This is a genomic window from Streptomyces sp. NPDC050997 (genome assembly GCF_040660135.1).
Lineage (GTDB): Bacteria > Actinomycetota > Actinomycetes > Streptomycetales > Streptomycetaceae > Streptomyces.
Map to the genome: position 1 here is coordinate 27,888 of NZ_JBFAGK010000008.1, position 16,490 is coordinate 44,377.

12 protein-coding genes are annotated in these 16,490 nt (G+C 70.0%); 7 read left to right on the forward strand and 5 right to left on the reverse strand.

What is annotated here, in order from left to right; translation table 11 throughout:
* Positions 1–39: 39 nt before the first annotated feature.
* Together AB0H86_RS19710 and AB0H86_RS19715 are read right to left on the reverse strand one after the other, a co-directional pair.
* Positions 40–1,122 (reverse strand): NDP-sugar synthase, encoded by a 1,083-nt coding sequence (locus AB0H86_RS19710; RefSeq protein WP_362439825.1) that lies wholly within the window; start codon positions 1,120–1,122, stop codon positions 40–42.
* Between the two features lie 287 nt (positions 1,123–1,409).
* Positions 1,410–2,930, reverse strand: a complete 1,521-nt coding sequence (locus AB0H86_RS19715; RefSeq protein WP_362439828.1) for a peptidoglycan recognition protein — start codon at positions 2,928–2,930, stop codon at positions 1,410–1,412.
* A 140-nt stretch (positions 2,931–3,070) separates the two neighbouring features.
* Here AB0H86_RS19715 and AB0H86_RS19720 point away from each other — a divergent pair, with 140 nt between their 5' ends.
* From AB0H86_RS19720 to AB0H86_RS19740, 5 genes are all read left to right on the forward strand, one after another.
* Positions 3,071–3,826 (forward strand): TIGR03089 family protein, encoded by a 756-nt coding sequence (locus tag AB0H86_RS19720; protein ID WP_362439831.1) that lies wholly within the window; start codon positions 3,071–3,073, stop codon positions 3,824–3,826.
* A gap of 491 nt (positions 3,827–4,317) precedes the next feature.
* Complete coding sequence (locus AB0H86_RS19725; RefSeq protein ID WP_362440647.1) at positions 4,318–5,559, forward strand: LCP family protein; 1,242 nt, start codon at positions 4,318–4,320, stop codon at positions 5,557–5,559.
* Positions 5,560–5,784: 225 nt separating this feature from the next.
* Positions 5,785–7,512, forward strand: a complete 1,728-nt coding sequence (locus tag AB0H86_RS19730) for an LCP family protein (RefSeq protein ID WP_362439834.1) — start codon at positions 5,785–5,787, stop codon at positions 7,510–7,512.
* Between the two features lie 77 nt (positions 7,513–7,589).
* Positions 7,590–9,305: an LCP family protein gene (locus AB0H86_RS19735; protein ID WP_362439838.1), complete on the forward strand. Its 1,716-nt coding sequence runs from the start codon at positions 7,590–7,592 to the stop codon at positions 9,303–9,305.
* Between the two features lie 121 nt (positions 9,306–9,426).
* The gene (locus AB0H86_RS19740) at positions 9,427–11,172 is read left to right on the forward strand and encodes an LCP family protein (RefSeq protein WP_362439841.1); all 1,746 of its coding nucleotides are present in this window, start codon (positions 9,427–9,429) and stop codon (positions 11,170–11,172) included.
* A 53-nt stretch (positions 11,173–11,225) separates the two neighbouring features.
* Here the strand turns inward: AB0H86_RS19740 and AB0H86_RS19745 are convergent, their stop codons facing one another.
* Entirely contained in the window at positions 11,226–12,278 is a 1,053-nt protein-coding gene (locus AB0H86_RS19745) for a glycosyltransferase family 2 protein (RefSeq protein WP_362439844.1), read from the reverse strand.
* 128 nt (positions 12,279–12,406) lie between these two features.
* Between AB0H86_RS19745 and AB0H86_RS19750 the strand changes: the two genes are divergently transcribed.
* Both AB0H86_RS19750 and AB0H86_RS19755 read left to right on the forward strand, forming a co-directional pair.
* Positions 12,407–13,873 carry an LCP family protein gene (locus AB0H86_RS19750; protein WP_362439847.1) on the forward strand — a complete coding sequence of 489 codons (1,467 nt, stop codon included), beginning with the start codon at positions 12,407–12,409 and terminating at the stop codon, positions 13,871–13,873.
* A gap of 155 nt (positions 13,874–14,028) precedes the next feature.
* Positions 14,029–14,388: a four-helix bundle copper-binding protein gene (locus tag AB0H86_RS19755; RefSeq protein ID WP_362439850.1), complete on the forward strand. Its 360-nt coding sequence runs from the start codon at positions 14,029–14,031 to the stop codon at positions 14,386–14,388.
* A gap of 69 nt (positions 14,389–14,457) precedes the next feature.
* On the opposite strand, the gene AB0H86_RS19760 is transcribed toward AB0H86_RS19755, so the two are convergent.
* Positions 14,458–15,084: an HAD-IA family hydrolase gene (locus AB0H86_RS19760; RefSeq protein WP_362439853.1), complete on the reverse strand. Its 627-nt coding sequence runs from the start codon at positions 15,082–15,084 to the stop codon at positions 14,458–14,460.
* Positions 15,081–16,376 carry an LCP family protein gene (locus tag AB0H86_RS19765; protein WP_362439856.1) on the reverse strand — a complete coding sequence of 432 codons (1,296 nt, stop codon included), beginning with the start codon at positions 16,374–16,376 and terminating at the stop codon, positions 15,081–15,083. Before AB0H86_RS19765 ends, AB0H86_RS19760 begins: the two co-directional genes overlap by 4 nt.
* Positions 16,377–16,490 lie beyond the last annotated feature (114 nt).

The following is a 16,490-nucleotide window of genomic DNA, read 5'->3' on the forward strand; positions in this document are numbered from 1 at the left end:
CGCCTACCGGCCCCCGCCTACTTCTCAACTGACCCCCGCCTACTGGTCCGAAGAGAACCGCACCGCCCCCGCCGGGATACGCGCGTCGCACCACACCCGCATCCCGTCGCGGAGTTCGTTGTCGGCGCCGATGACCGCGCCGTCGCCGATGACCGTCCCGGTGAGGACGGAGCGTTCGCCCACGCGGGCGCGGGTTCCGATGAGGGAGTCGGTGATGACGGCGCCGGGTTCGATGACGGCACCCGGGAGGATCGTCGACCCGAAGACCCGCGCCCCCTCCGAGACGAGGGCGCCCTCGCCGACCACCGTGCCGCCCGTCAGCTTGGCGTCGGGGGCCACGGTGGCCGTGGGGAGGATCAGGCGGTCGGCGCCGCGGCCGGGGACCGCGGGCGACGGGGCCCGGCCCAGGACCAGGTCGGCCGAGCCGCGGACGAAGGCCGCCGGGGTGCCGAGGTCCAGCCAGTACGTGGAGTCGACCATGCCCTGCAGGTGGGCCCCGGCCGCCAACAGGTCCGGGAACGTCTCGCGTTCCACCGAGACCGGGCGGCCCGCCGCAATCGTGTCGATGACCGAGCGGCGGAAGACGTACGCCCCCGCGTTGATCTGGTCGGTGACGATCTCCTCGGGGGTCTGGGGCTTCTCCAGGAACGCCAGGACCCTGCCCGTGTCGTCCGTGGGGACCAGTCCGTAGGCGCGCGGGTCGGTGACCTTGGTGAGGTGCAACGACACGTCCGCGCCCGTGGTCTCGTGGGTGTCCACCAGCGCGCGGATGTCCAGGCCGGTCAGGATGTCGCCGTTGAAGATCAGGACCGGGTCGTCGGGGCCCGAGTGGAGGCGGGCCGCCACGTTGCGGATGGCGCCGCCCGTGCCGAGGGGCTCCTCCTCCGTGACGTACTCGATGTGGAGGCCCAGCGCGGAGCCGTCGCCGAAGTACGGCTCGAACACCTCGGCCAGGTACGAGGTGGCGAGCACGATGTGGTCGACGCCCGCCGCTCTCGCTCTCGCCAGTTGGTGCGTGAGGAAGGGGACCCCGGCCGCGCGGACCATGGGCTTCGGCGTGTGCACCGTGAGGGGGCGCAGCCGGGTGCCCTTGCCGCCGACCAGGAGGATCGCTTCTGTCACCTGTCGTCTCCGCTTCCTGCCGGGACCGGCCGAACTGTCTTTCGACCGGACAGTGTATGCAGACCGTTGTGTGCTGCTGTCGACGGCCAGGCGGCATTCAGCCCCTTGTCCCCGACTGCGGCGAATGTGTCCTCCGGCCAGTCGAACAGACTCCGCCGACTCTCGAACGGTTCCCGTTCCTGAGCCGACCCGGGCCAGGTCCGGGTCCAGGTCCGGATCCAGGCCCGGGTCCAGGTCAGAGTCCGGGTCGGAGTCCGGGGCCAGGCCCCGCCCCGCCCCGCCCCGCCCTAGCGTCCTTGGTAGCGGGCCGCGGCCGTGCGGGCCGTGCCGAGCTTGCCGTAGAGCTTTCGGCCGGGGCACTCCGTGGCGAAGCCGTCCCGATGACCGGAGATCACATTCAGTCGCACATTCTTTCCTTTTCGGTAGAGATTGCCACCACCGGACTTCAGGTATGTCTTTCCACGCGGATTGACCCCGTGAAGGCCGAGTTTCCACGCGGCGAGCCGAGCGATGGCCGTCACCGAAGCGGCGGACGGCTTGGTGGTGCCGTAGCTGCCGAGGACGGCGATCCCCATGCTGTTGGTGTTGAAACCGAGCGTGTGTGCGCCCATGACCGGCTTCGCCACGCCCCCGGCACGTCCCTCGTAGATGTTTCCGCACTTGTCGACGAGGAAGTTGTAGCCGATGTCACGCCAGCCCATGCTGACGACGTGGTAGCGGTAGATACCGCGGATGACTGAGGGGGCCTGCGCGCAGCGGTACCCGTTGCCGGACGCCGTGTGGTGGACGAAGGCCGCCTTGACCTTGCTCGTGTAGCCGAACCACTGCTCCCGCAGCTTCTCGTTCGCGCCCCAGCCGCGCCGCGTGACGATGCGCGGGCGCGGTCCGATGTACGGCTTCGCCCGCAGCGACTTCGTCGACTCGCCGGCCCGCAGGGCCGACAGCTCCCGCTCCGTCGCCTTCCGATCGAGCGCCGGGATCTCGGTGGCGCCGAGGGGAACCGACAGTTCGGTGTTGGCGGCGGAGGCCGCCACGGCGGCGAGGGCCGCGGCCGGTTCGGCGGTCGGGGCGATGCCACGGACGGTGGTGCGGTCCGCCAGGACCTGCGGGGAACTGCCGCGGACCGTGGTGGGGCCGGCCACGGTGTCCGCGACGGTGGCGCCTGGTGCGGCCGGGGCCGCCTCCACGCCGGGATCCACCAGTTCGAGGCGCAGGCCCGCGGGCAGGGGGGAGGTCGCCGTCGCCGTACGGGGGCTGCCGGTGGTCCCGTCGGCGCTGGGCACCTGGCTCTCGGCGTCAGCCCGGACGCGTACCTCCACGCCGTCGGAGTCGCCCACCCACAGTGGGGCCGTGGCGCCGCGCACGCGGCCCGAGTTGCGTTCGGCGGTGTCCGGGTCGGCCGCGTGTTCGGCGTTGTGGGTCTCGACGTCCTGCCAGCCGGACCACCTGCCCGTGCCGGCGGCGCGGGTACGGACCTGGACGCGGCCGTGGAGTTCGGTGGCGGGGTCGTCCCAGACCACGCCGACGAGCGAGAAGTGCCGTACGCCCCGGCGGGGCAGGCCCTGTTCGGCGGCGGAGCCGGGGGTGCGGTCGCGGGCGAGGGGCGCGAGCGGCAGCGACTGGGTGCCGCCGGACGCTTCCGCGGTCAACCGTCTCGCGGTCGCCGAGGCCGCACTGTCCGTCAGGGCCGCGACGGCCTCCGCACCCGCCGGGGCCGGGGTGTTCGCCGCGGCCGCGGGCGGGGTCAGCGAAAGAGCCAGGGCGGCCGCGCACATGACACCGATCGAGGAAGCAAGGAATCCACGCATGTTCCCGATACTGGACATAGCAATACATATCTGTCCATCGGGGAGTTGACGGGCCGTCGGGCGACGTTGCGCCGAACCGGTGGCGCGGCGGGGGCCCGGCGGCTCGATGCGCGGGGGCGGGCCCGCGTACGCTTCGGTGGGTGAACGCCACCGACCGCACCCCTGCCGACCTGCTGAGTTCCGCGCTCGCCGCGGACCCCGGACGCCCGCTGGTGACCTTCTACGACGATGCCACGGGCGAACGTGTCGAATTGTCCGTGGTCACCTTCGCCAATTGGGTGGCCAAGACCGCCAACCTGCTCCAGGGCGACCTCGCCGCGGCGCCCGGCGACCGGGTCTCGCTGTTGCTGCCCGCGCACTGGCAGACCGCGGTGTGGCTGCTGGCGTGTTCGTCGGTGGGGGTGATCGCGGACGTCGGCGGGGATCCGGGGGCGGCCGACGTGGTGGTGAGCGGGCCGGACTCGCTGGAGGCCGCGCGGGCGTGTTCCGGGGAGCGGGTCGCGTTGGCCCTACGGCCGCTCGGCGGGCGTTTCCCGCAGACTCCGGCGGGGTTCGCGGACTACGCCGTCGAAGTTCCGAGTCAGGGTGACCGGTTCGCGCCGTTCGCGCCGGTGGATCCCGAGGAGCCGGCGCTGATCGTGGCCGGGCGGGGGTTCAGCGGGGCGGAGATCGTCGAGCGCGCCCGGGCGGAGGCGACGGTGGTGGGGCTGACGGGGCCTGGATCCCGGCTGCTGTCGGGGCTGTCGTACGACACCTGGGAGGGACTGAACGCCGGGCTGTACGCGCCGCTGGCCACCGGCGGCTCCGTGGTGCTGTGCCGGAACCTGGATCAGCTGGGCGAGGACGCGCTGGCCAAGCGGATCGAGAGCGAGCGGGTCACCACGACCGCGAGGTAGGCGACCCCGTCGGGCAGCCTCCGCGCCCCCGCTCAGGCAGCCTTCGCGTTCCCGCTCGGAGAGCCTCCGCGCCCCCGCTCGGGCAGCCTCCACCTCCCCGCTCGGAGAGCCACCGCGCCCCCGCTCGGAGAGCCACCGCGCCCCCGCTCGGAGAGCCACCGCACCCCCGCTCGGAGAGCCTCCGCGCCCCCACTCGGAGAGCCACCGCACCCCCGCTCGGAGAGCCTCCGCGTCCCCACTCGGAGAGCCTCCGCGCCCCCGCTCGGGCAGCCTCCACCTCCCCGCTCGGAGAGCCACCGCACCCCCCTTCGGACACCCCCGCATCACCCGTTCGGCTCAACTCCACCCGCCCCCGGCGCGCCGTCCGCGCCATCGTCGTAGGAGCAGCCCGCACGACGCGCTCGTACGCCATGAGGGGTGGATCCGACGTGACCGACACCGCAGGCGCGCCCTCCGGACGGAACGGCGCCGACGTCGGCCTCGGTCCGGGGGTGGGGGCCTCGGCCGGCGGGAGTGGGCTGGCACGGCGGCGCAGGCGGCGGTGGATTCGCGGGGTGGGGCTGGCCGTCGTGGTCCTGCTGCTCGCGGCGGGCGGGGCCGGGTGGGCCGTCTACGCGAAGCTCGACGGCAACATCACGCCGGACGAGGAGGCCGCGGCCGAGCTCGCCCGGTATGAGCGGGAGCGGCCCACCTCGCTGGTCGCGGGGGCGCAGAACATCCTGGTGATCGGGTCGGACTCGCGGTCGGGGAACGGGAACCGGCGCTACGGGCGGGACTCCGGGACCGCGCGGTCCGACACGACGATCCTGCTGCATCTGTCCGCCGGGCGGCGCAGCGCCACCGCCGTGTCGCTGCCCCGGGATCTGATGGTGGACGTGCCGGGTTGCCGACGGCGCGACGGCGGCCGCACCGAGCCCATGTTCGCGATGTTCAACTACGCCTTCCAGGTGGGCGGTTCGGCCTGCACGGTCCGGACCGTCGAGCGGCTCACCAACATCCGCGTCGATCATTACGTGGTCCTCGACTTCCACGGGTTCAAGGACATGGTCGACGCGGTCGACGGCGTCGAGGTGTGCCTGGCCGAGCCGATCCACGACAAGGCGGCCAAGCTGCGGCTTCCGGCGGGGCGGGTGAAGCTCGACGGCGAGCAGGCCCTCGGTTATGTGCGTGCGCGGAAGTCGCTGGGCAACGGCAGCGACACCGACCGGATGGACCGTCAGCAGCGTTTCCTCGGCGCCCTCGTCAACAAGGTGCGCGGCAACGACGTCCTGCTGAATCCGGTGCGGCTCTACCCCGTGCTGGACGCGGCCACGTCCTCGCTCACGACGGACCCGGGTCTGGCCAGCTTGCGCGCTTTGTACGAACTCGCGCGCGGGGTGCGCGACATCCCCACCGAACGTGTGCAATTCCTCACCGTGCCACGGGAGTCGTACGTCTACAACGCCAATCGCGACCAACTCGTGGAGCCCGAGGCCGAGAAACTGTTCGAGCGATTGCGCATGGACAAACCGGTCGCGGTGACGGCGGCCGGTGCACGGAATTCAGCTACGAAAAGCCGCAATTCGACCGCGGGGATCGAGAGCGACTACAGCGGGTACGGCACCGGCGACCCCGCCGCAGTGACGCGCGAGCCCGGGAAAACGGGCGAAAAGGATCTGGACGCGCCCGCGAGCGATGCTTCCCCCGCACCCACCTTCCGCGGGAACACGGCCGCCGAAGGCCCCTGTGAGTAAAGCATTTGCCAAGGTGATGAACCCTCATCCGAGAAAATGAGCGAATTGCCCGGTTGTAGGGAAGTGGAATATGTCACCGACGTCGCTCTACGCCTTAGTGGGCGGTTAGTGTGAGCGACCCGGTGCACCCGGCCAGGTCTGTCCTTCGGCCGTGCACCGTGTGACCGAGACCCGGGCGCCTTGGAGGGGAAGGCGCCGCGTGCCCCGACGGAGGAATCGACAACCGTGGACGCGCAAGGCCGTGGGCGGGCGGACGATATCGATCCCGCCGACCAGTGGGTGCTCAATCCGAACACCGGCGAATACGAACTGCGACTGGCCCCTTCCGCACCGCAGTCGGCGGTACCGGGACCGCGCTCCACCGCCCCGGTCGGGGCGGGCGCGACACGCGGCCGTACGGCGACGCCCGCGGCCCCCGGCCGTGGGGTCCCGCCGCCGCGCAGACGCCGTGGCGCGCCCCCCGAGGAACCGCTGCCGGGGCGGCGCGGACGCCGGCCGGTCAAGAAGGCGTCGAAGGCCAAGAAGGCCCTGCTGTGGACCGGCGGCACGATGGCGTTCGTGCTGGTGGCCGGGGCGGGGGGCGCCTACCTCTACATAGAGCACCTCAACGGCAACATCACGTCCATCTCCGACGACGGTGCGAGCACCGGCGGCTTCCAGAAGGACAAGGCGATCAACATCCTGTTGATCGGCACGGACAAACGCACGGGCTCGGGCAACGAGGGCTACGGCGACGCCGGCAGCGTCGGGCACGCCGACACCACGATCCTGCTGCACGTCTCCAAGGACCGTACGAACGCGACCGCGCTCAGCATCCCGCGCGACCTCATCGTCGACGTCCCCGACTGCCCCACCACGCAGGCGGACGGCACCCAGAAGATCATCCCCGGCACCACGGGCGTCCGCTTCAACACGAGCCTCGGCCAGGACGAGCGCACGCCCAGCTGCACCATGCGGACCGTCACCGAGCTGACCGGGGTCAAGCCGGACAACTTCATGGTCGCCGACTTCAACGCGGTCAAGACGCTGACCACGGCGGTCGGCGGGGTCGACGTCTGTCTCGCCAAGGACCTCAAGGACCCGGACTCGCACCTGGACCTGAAGAAGGGGACGCAGCACATCTCGGGCGAGACGGCGCTCGCGTTCGTGCGCACCCGGCACGCCGTCGGGTTCGGCGGTGACCTGAGCCGGATCGGGCTGCAACAGCAGTTCCTCAGCGCGCTGATGCGGAAGCTGAAGTCCAATGACACGCTGACCAGCCCGTCGAAGATGATAAAGCTGGCCGAGTCGGGCACCAAGGCACTGACCGTCGACTCCCAGCTGGACAGCATCAACAAGCTCAAGGACCTCGGCCTGGAGCTGGGCAAGCTCGACGTCAAGAACCTGACGTTCACCACCGTGCCGGTGATCGACAACCCGGAGGAGAAGGTCAAGGCGACCGTCGTCGTCAACCCGTCGACGGCTCAGCAGGTCTTCGACATGGTCAAGAACGATGTGTCGTTCACCGAGGTCAAGGCCCAGAAGAAGAAGGAGGCGGCCGCCGTGGCCGCCCGTCTGGACGGCGCCAAGTCGGCAGCTTCGGAGGTGCGGGTGCGCATCTTCAACGGCGGTGCCGTGGCCGGCAGCGCGCAGGCGGAGCTCCAGTACCTGCAGAACGACGAGGGCGTGGTGAAGTCCGAGAACGCCGGCAACGCGCCCGCGGAGCTGGCCAAGACCACCCTCGAGTACGCTCCCGACCAGGCGGACCAGGCACGTCGGCTCGCGGACATCATGGGGTTGTCCGGATCGGCGATGAAGCCGGGCAAGAGCGTCACCAACTCCCAGGGTCTGCCGACGATGACGCTGACTCTGGGCAAGGACTTCGAAGAGGCCGGCGTATCGCTCACCGCTCCGACGAAGGCGCCGGAGGGCGTTCAGAAGTCCACGGCTGACAAGGTCGAGTGCGCCAAGTGACCTGACGGGCCTGTCGTACGTCTATAGGGACGTACGACAGGCCCGTTCGATGGTGCGAGGGTGGGGAGACAGGGGAGATGACGCGCAGCAGCGTGCATGGGGAGGGAACCCGACCGGACGTCCAACAGGACGCCGCGGGCCGGGAGGGCGGCCGCCGTGGGGACGGCGGGACCGGCCGACGCAAGGAGCGCTCCGGCGGCGAGGCGGGAGGCGGGGACGGCTCCGGCAGACGTGACACGGGGGGCGGACACGGCGGGCGGCGCAACCGGCAACTGCCCGGGCGCAAGCACCGGGTGCTGCGGTGGTCGGCAACGACCCTGGCGGTGCTGATACTTGGCACGGCCGGCGCCGGATATCTCTACTACGAGCACCTCAACGGCAACATCCAGAAGGGCAAGCGCAGCGGCGGCGACTCCAAGGCCCGCAAGACGGAGCCGAACGCGGCCGGCCAGACGCCGATGAACATCCTGCTGATCGGCTCGGACAGCCGTAACTCCGACGCGAACGTGGCGCTCGGCGGCAGCAGGGACAACCGCGGCAACCCGCCGCTGGGCGATGTGCAGATGCTCATCCACCTGTCCGCGGACCGCAAGAGCGCGGCGGTGGTCAGCATCCCGCGCGACACCCGGGTCGACATCCCCAAGTGCGAGGACCCGGACACCGGCGAGAAGTTCTCCGCGACCAACAAGATCATCAACGAGTCGCTGGCCCGCGGCGGAGCCGGCTGCACGCTGACCACCTGGGAGAACCTCACCGGGATCTACGTCGACCACTGGATGACGATCGACTTCGCGGGCGTGGTGAGCATGGCGGACGCCATCGGCGGCGTCGAGGTCTGTGTGAACCAGAACGTGTGGGACCGACCGCTGCCCCGCGTGCCCGGCGGCTCCGGACTGAAGCTGACGGCCGGGACGAAGAAGGTGCAGGGCAAGCAGGCGCTGCAGTGGCTGCGCACCCGGCACGCCTGGGGCAGCGACCCGCTGCGGGCCCGGGCCCAGCACATGTACATGAACTCGATGATCCGCACGCTGAAGGACCAGAACGCCTTCACCGACACCGGCCGTCTGATGAACCTGGCCGAGTCGGCCACCAAGTCCCTGAAGGTCTCCGAGGAGATCGGCACGGTGAAGAAGCTGTACGACCTCGGGATGCAGCTCAAGACGGTGCCCACGGACCGCATCACCATGACGACGATGCCGACCGTGCCCGACCCCGAGGACGCCAACCATCTGCTGCCCGCCGGCGCCGACGCGGAGAAGATGTGGGCGATGCTCCGTGACGACGTGCCCTTCGACGACAAGGGCACGAAGACCGACGGGAAGACGGACGCGAAGCAGACCGCGAGCACCGAGAAGACCTCCGAGGACCCCGCCGCGGCGAAGGACCAGATCGGCGTCCTGGTGACCAACGCCACCCGCACCTCCACGCTCGGTCCGGTGTCCGGCCGCGCGGGCACGATCGCCCAGGCGCTCGTCGGGAAGGGGTTCACGAAGGCGGCCCGGGACTCCTCGGCGGCGGTCTCCGAGGACCGGACCGTGGTGCGTTATCCGAGCGCCGAACTGGAGGGCGACGCCCAGGCGGTCGCCAAATCCCTCGGGATTCCTGTGAGTTCGGTGAAGAAGTCGACAGACGTGTCCGGCGTCACGGTCGTCGTCGGCGCCGACTGGCGTACGGGCACGGCGTATCCGAAGACGTCGGCTCCCAAGGCCGGTGACCTGCCCAGTAGCTCGGATGCCATCAACGGCTCGGACGACGGTCAATGCATGGACGTGTACCAGCCCTACCGCTGGTAGTCGAACTCCCACTCCACTGAATCCTCAGGAAAATTCACTCGCCGTCGAAGTGTGCGGATAGTGTGAGCGGTCCAGTGATCCCCGGCCACGAGGTCTGGCCCAGACGGAGGATTCCGAAACGGTGGACACACAAGGCCGTGGGCGGGCGGAGAACATCGACCCCGCCGACCAGTGGGTGTTAAACCCGGACACCGGCGAATACGAACTGCGACTGGCCCCTTCCGCACCGCGGTCGGGGGTCGCGTCGCCGTCGACGATCGCGCCCAAGTCGACGGTTCCCCGGCCCCGGGGAGCGGGTACGGCCCGTACGCGTACGGCGCCGCCCTCGTCCCCCGGGCGCGAGGTACCGCCCCCTCGCAGACGCCCCGGTGCGCCCGAGGAGCCGCTGCCGGGGCGGCGCGGACACCGGCCGGCCAAGAAGGCGTCGAAGGCCAAGAAGGCCGTGCTGTGGACCGGCGGCACCATGGCGTTCGTCATGGTCGCCGCCGCGGGCGCCGGCTACTTCTACCTCCGGCATCTGGAGGGCAACGTCCAGACGACCGACGTCGGTGACGCGGGCGCCAGCAACTTCAAGAAGGACGAGGCCTTCAACATCCTCGTCATCGGTACCGACAAGCGCACCGGCGAGGGCAACGAGGGCTACGGCGACAAGGGCAGCGTGGGCCACGCCGACACCACGATCCTGCTGCACGTCTCCAAGGACCGCTCGAACGCGACCGCGCTCAGCATCCCGCGCGACCTCATCGTCGACATTCCCAACTGCCCGACGAAGCAGGACGACGGCACCGAGAAGACCGTTTCGGGCCTGCAGAACGTCCGGTTCAACAGGAGCCTCGGCGAGGACGGCCGGGACCCCGGCTGCACCATGCGCACGGTGACGGAGAACACCGGAATCCCGGTGGACCACTTCATGATGGCCGACTTCAACGCGGTCAAGACGCTGACCACGGCGGTGGACGGCGTCGAGGTGTGCGTGGCGAAGGCGGTCGACGACAAGGAGTCGAAGCTCGTCCTGCCGAAGGGCGAGTCCACCGTCGAGGGCGAGCAGGCCCTCGCCTTCCTGCGTACCCGCCACAGCTTCGGCAACGAGGGCGACCTGGACCGGATCAAGGTGCAGCAGCAGTTCCTCGGCTCGCTGATGCGCAAGATGGCCTCCGGCGACACCCTCACCAGCCCCACGAAGCTGCTGAAACTCGCCGAGGCCGCCACCGAGGCGCTGACCGTGGACAGCGCGATCGGCAAGGTCGGCACGCTCAAGGACATGGCCCTGGAGCTGAAGAAGGTGCCGACGAAGAACATCACCTTCACCACGACCCCGGTGCGGGACAACCCCGCCGAGAAGGTCAGGGCGACGGTGGTCTTCGACGATTCGACGGCACCCCAGGTCTTCCAGATGATCAAGAACGACGTGTCGTTCACCGAGGTCAAGCAGGAGCAGGCGAAGGAGAAGGCCGAGATCGCCGCGCGGCTCAAGGGCACCAAGGCGGACGCCTCCGAGGTGCGGGTGCGCATTCTCAACGGCGGTGCGGTGGCCGGCAGCGCGCAGAAGGAACTCGACCAGTTGCAGAACAGCGAGGGCGTCCGCAAGTCGGAGAACGCGGGCAACGCGGAGGCCACGCAGGCGAAGACGACATTGGAGTACGCCCCCGAGCAGGCCGACCAGGCGCGTCGGCTCGCCGACATCATGGGCCTGTCCGGGTCCGCGATGAAGCCGGGCGAGAGCGTGGCCAACGCGCAGGGTCTGCCCACGATGACCCTGATCCTCGGCGAGGACTTCAAGGGCGCGGGCATCAAGCTCAACGCCGCCTCGGCCAAGACCCCGAACGTGGACAAGTCCACGGCGGACAAGGTGCAGTGCGCCAGCTGAGCCGGTGAGTGGACCGGGGCGACCGCGGCGGGCGCGGTCGCCCCGGCTCCCCGTCAGCCGGAGGTGACGTCCGCGCGAACCGCCGGGCGGCGCGAGGCGATGACCCTCTTCGCCAGTGACTTCGGGCTGGTCAGGAAGCCCCATCCCCACGACATGTGCATGGTGGCGAGGGCGACAGGGATCCGCAGCCGGGCCTTCAACGGCAGTCCCTTGCCCGCGGGAAGGGAACCGAGGACGATCGCCGCGAGATAACCGCCGGGGATCACCAAGCCCCACGGGGTGAGCGCGGCGCCGACCACGATCCCCGCCGCGATCGCGCACACCGCGGTCGGCGGGGCGAGGTAGCGCAGGTTGATGGAGCCCTCGTGGTAGCGGGCGACGACGTGCCGCCAACGGCCGTAGTCCTTGTACTGCTTGGCCAGCGCCCGCACCGAGGGCCTCGGCCGGTACGACACCTTCAGCTCCGGCGAGAACCAGATCAGCCCGCCCGCCTCCCGGATCCGGAAGTTGAGCTCCCAGTCCTGGGCGCGGATGAACTCCTCGTTGTAGCCGCCCTGTTGCTCCAGCGCCGCACGCCGGAACACCCCGAGGTACACGGTCTCGGCCTCGCAGGCCGCGCCCCCGGTGTGGAAGACGGCGTTGCCGACCCCGATCTTCGAGGTCATGGCGGCGGCGACCGCGTGCTCCCAGTCGTTCTCACCCTCGGCGTGCATGATGCCGCCGACGTTCTGCGCGCCGGTCTCCCCCAGGAGCCGTACGGCGGTGGTGATGTAGTTCGGCGAGAGCATGCCGTGCCCGTCGACGCGCACCACGATCGGATGGCGGGAGGCCTTGATCGCGGCGTTCAGCGCGGCGGGCGTGCGGCCGGTCGGGTTCGGGACGGTGTGCACACGTTTGTTCGTGTGGGACGCGGTTTCCGCGACGAGCTCGGCCGCGATCTCGTCCGTACGGTCCGTGGACGGACCGAGGGCGATCACGACCTCCATCTCGCCGGCGTACTCCTGCGCGAGGATCGCTTGGACGGCTCCGCGCAGATGCCGTTCCTCGTCGAGGACGGGCATGATCACAGAAACGGCGGGGAGCTGCACGTCGGGCTTGGCGTTCATAGGGGGCTCACGTTACCGCGAACGGGGGACACCAGTGCGCCCCACCCGGGGCGGCGCCCGTGGTCGCAGATCGTATGGACCTACGGTGCTCACGATCCCACGTTCGGCCCTAGCGGAGGTGTCCCGCCATGCCCACGCCGCCCCGCCGCTCCCCCACCCCGGCGCAGCGCAGCCCCCTGCCGCAGCGCAGCGCGCCGCGGCCGCCCGAACGGCGGAAGAAGCCGCGCTGGGCCATGCGGACGGTGACCACGCTGTCGGTGGTCGTCCTCGCGTCCGCAGGGATCGGCCACACGGTGGTGACAAGCCTCGACGCGGACATCGCCCGGGTCGACCCCTTCAAGGACATGAAGAACCGTCCGCAGGCCGGTCACGGCATGAACGTGCTGCTGGTCGGCACCGACGGCCGGGACAAGATCACAGAGGTCGAGCGGCGGAAGTACCGGCTCGGCGGCGCCCCCTGCCGCTGCACCGACACGATCATGATCGTGCACATCTCGGACGACCGTGAGCGGGCCAGCGTGGTGAGCCTGCCCCGCGACTCGTACGCCGTGACGCCCGCGCACACCGACCGGATCACCGGGAAGCAGCACGTCGGCCACCCCATCAAGATCAACGCGGCGTACGCGGAGGGCGGCCCGAACCTCACCGTGCGCACGGTCGAGAACATGACCCATGTGAAGATCGACCACTATCTGGAGATCGACTTCACCAGTTTCATGAAGACGGTGGACGTCCTCGGCGGGGTGAGGATCTGCACCATCGACCACCTCAAGGACTCCTACACCGGCCTCGACCTCCCGCCCGGCGGGCACAACCTGCACGGCGGCCAGGCCCTCCAGTACGTCCGCGCCCGGCACGTCGACGGCACCTCCGACCTGGGCCGGATGCAGCGCCAACAGCGCTTCATGGCCGCCCTGATCGGGCGGGCGACCTCCTCCGGGATCCTCCTCAACCCGATGAAGTTCCGGGACATCATCCGGGCCGTACTGGGCTCCGTACGCGCCGACAAGGGCTTCGGCACCGGCGAACTGCTGGACCTGGGCCGGGCGATGCGGAACTTCTCCCCGTCGTCCTCGGAGTTCACCACCGTCCCGATCGGTCAGATGGCATACGTCGTGAAGGGCGTCGGTTCCACCCTGAAATGGGACCCGAGGAAGTCCGAGCGGCTCTTCCGGTCCCTGCGCGACGACCGGCCACTGTCCGCGCACCGCAAGAAGAGAAAGGCGGTGCGGGTGGGGGTGGCCCCGCAGCAGATCCGCGTCCAGGTGGAGAACGGGACACACACGGCCGGCCTCGGCAAGCGCGTGGACAACGCACTGGCGTCGACCGGATTCCGTACGACGCACCGGCCCGTGGACGCGGCCGACCGTTCCGTGAAGCGGACCGTCGTCGTCTACGACCCCCGCTGGGACCGCTCCGCGAAGTCGCTGGCGACCGCCCTGCCGGGCAGTGAACTACGGGCGGCGAAAGGGCAGGGAGCGACGCTGAAGGTGATCGCGGGCACGGACTTCATGAAGGTACGCAAGGTGGAGGCCGAGGACCCGTATCAGGGCGAGTTCGGGGTGATGCGGGGGGACGACGCGGGGTGCTCGTAGGGCCCGGCACTCCGACGCTGTGCCCCCTGACATGGAACCTCCGACACGGATTCCGTTCGTTTGCTTTTGTCCACCCCATGGCGGAGGCGGGCGAGCAGGCGTAGGACGGAGGTGCGGGAGCCGATCCCGCGGTTCCCGCCACCGAAGGAGGAACCATGCAACAGCCCACCGCCACCGCCCTCAGCAAGGAAACGCAGGACTGCGTCGAGGCGTGCATGGCCTGTCACAGTGCATGCGAGGAGACCATGAGCTCCTGTATGCAGATGGGCGGACAGGCCCAGATGCAGATCATGCGCGCGCTGATCGACTGTTCCGAGACGACCCGTATGTGCTCGGACATGATGATGCGCCGCTCCCCGATGTCGTCCGAGATGTGCGCCATGTGCGCCAAGGCCTGTGACATGTGCGCCGAGGCCTGCATGTCGATGCCCGACGACGCCCAGATGATGGCCTGCGCTCAGGCCTGCCGCCGCTGCGCCGAGACCTGCCGCGCGATGGCGGGCGCCACGATGTGACCCGCCCACCGAGCCCGGGGGCACCCCGCGGGGTGCCCCTGGTTCGCGGCCGGTGCGGGGGCTCGGGCCCTACGAGAACAGCGGCTCCAACGCTCTCGCCAGGTCCGCCGGGTCGCGGAAGTGGAGCGGGCGCATGCCCACGGCGGCGGCCGCCTCGACGTTCTCCTCGCTGTCGTCGACGAACAGACAGCGGTCCGGACGGACGGTGGCCAGGGACGCGGCGAGCCGGTAGATACGCGGGTCCGGCTTGACCATACCGACGCGGGCGCTGTTGACGACGTGGTCCGCGAGGTCGGTCAGACCCAGCGCGGCGAGGTCGTCCTCCAGGCGGAGGGTGGCGTTGCTGACGAGGACCAGGGGGACATGGCTGCGGGCCCGGCGCAGCAGGGACACCACCTCGGCGTCGGCCCGGAACGGCGACTCCAGCAGGGTGGTGCCCAGGTCCCAGGCCGTCGGCTCGGGCACAAGACCGGTCAGGCCCTCGGCGATCGACCGCACCCATTCCTGCGCGTCGATCCGCCCCAGCAGCAGCGGCAGATCGGTCTCCGGGGCGAAGGCCACCTTCATGGTGGTGCCCTCGGTCAGCCCGGCCGCGCGTTCCAGGGCGTACAGCCGGGACGGGTCGTAGAAGCGGATCACGTTGTCGACGTCGCAGAGCACCGCGTCGAAGGGTGCTCTGCCGCTCGGGTCAGTCACTCGACCGTGACCTTCTCATCGCTGTTCAGCTCCTCGACCAGGGTCTTCACCTTCGCCTTGTCCCAGACGAGGTTGCCGCCGGAGGAGCCGGAGATCGGCATGTTCATCGACTTGCCGTCGCCGCCGTTGACACCCTTCATCGCCCAGAACATCTTGCCCAGGTCGTACAGGCCCATGTCCTTGTCGACGATCAGCGAGTCCAGGCCCGAGCCCATGGTCGGGTAGAGCTTGAACGGGTTGAGGATGGTGCTCGGGGTGGCGACCTGGCTGGCGAGCGCGTTCAGGAACTTCTGCTGGTTCTTCGTGCGGTCCAGGTCGGAGCCCGCCAGCGCGTACCGGGTACGGACGAAGGCGAGGGCCTCCTCGCCGTTGAGGGTCTGCTTGCCCTTCTTGAAGTCCGCGCCGGACTTGGTGTCCTTGATGTCCTGCGGGATGTCGATCTCGACGCCGCCGACCGAGTCCACGATGTTCGCGAAGCCGGCGAAGCCGATCTCCACGTAGTGGTCGATGTGCAGGCCGGTGTTGTACTCGACGGTGCGCACCAGCAGTTCGGGGCCGTCCTCGGCGTAGGCCGCGTTCAGCTTCACGTGCCGGCCCTTGCCCTGGTACGTCTTGCCGGAGTCGGAGCCCGTGTACGTGGGTATCTCCACGTCCGAGTCACGGGGCAGGGAGACCAGGGTGTCGCCGTTGCTGCCGACGTGCAGCAGCATCATCGAGTCGGTGCGCTTGCCCTCGGCGGAGCCGGTGTGCAGCTTCTTCTTCTCCTCGGCGGACATGCCCGCACGGCTGTCGGAGCCGACGATGAGGTAGTTGGTGCCGGCGCCCGTCTCAGGCCGGTCGATGACCTTGGACAGGTCGACCTCGCGGTTGAGCTTGGAGTCGGCCCAGAAGTACGTGGCGACGGTCGTCACGGCCAGCACGGTCGTCACGGTGATCGCCGTCCACTTGATGCGGCGGCGCCAGTTCGGCGCGGGGCGCGGCCCTCTGCCGCCGCCGGGGCCGCCGGGGCCACCGCCGCCGGGGCCACCGCCGTAGACCTGGCCCGTGTTGTAGCCGCTGTCGTACCCGTTGCCGTAGGCGTTGCCGTCACCGCCGTCGACGTACGACGGCTGCTGCGGGATCCCGCCGTACGGCGGTGCCGCTTGGCCGGGGCCGTAGCCGCCCTGGCCGGGCGGTGCCGCCGAGCCGCGGCGGACCTGCCGCATCACACGGGCGCTCTCGGGCTGCGCGCCTGCGCTGCCGCGTCCGTACCGGCTGCCGCGGTTGTCGGATCCCTCGGGCCAATCGCTCATGGGCCCCAGTGTGCAGGGCGAAGGTATGTCCCTTACAAGGTTCGTCGGAAAATAAGGGCAGCCCTGTTGCGAAGCTGACACAAAATACGACGCCCTCCACCCGACAAAGCGGAC

Excerpts from the sequence above, each read along its gene's own strand:
- AB0H86_RS19755 (WP_362439850.1), top strand. The coding sequence starts at position 14,029 with ATGCAACAGCCCACCGCCACCGCCCTCAGCAAGGAAACGCAGGACTGC.
- AB0H86_RS19745 (WP_362439844.1), bottom strand. The coding sequence starts at position 12,278 with ATGAACGCCAAGCCCGACGTGCAGCTCCCCGCCGTTTCTGTGATCATG.
- AB0H86_RS19715 (WP_362439828.1), bottom strand. The coding sequence starts at position 2,930 with ATGCGTGGATTCCTTGCTTCCTCGATCGGTGTCATGTGCGCGGCCGCC.
- AB0H86_RS19765 (WP_362439856.1), bottom strand. The coding sequence starts at position 16,376 with ATGAGCGATTGGCCCGAGGGATCCGACAACCGCGGCAGCCGGTACGGA.
- AB0H86_RS19750 (WP_362439847.1), top strand. The coding sequence starts at position 12,407 with ATGCCCACGCCGCCCCGCCGCTCCCCCACCCCGGCGCAGCGCAGCCCC.
- AB0H86_RS19735 (WP_362439838.1), top strand. The coding sequence starts at position 7,590 with ATGACGCGCAGCAGCGTGCATGGGGAGGGAACCCGACCGGACGTCCAA.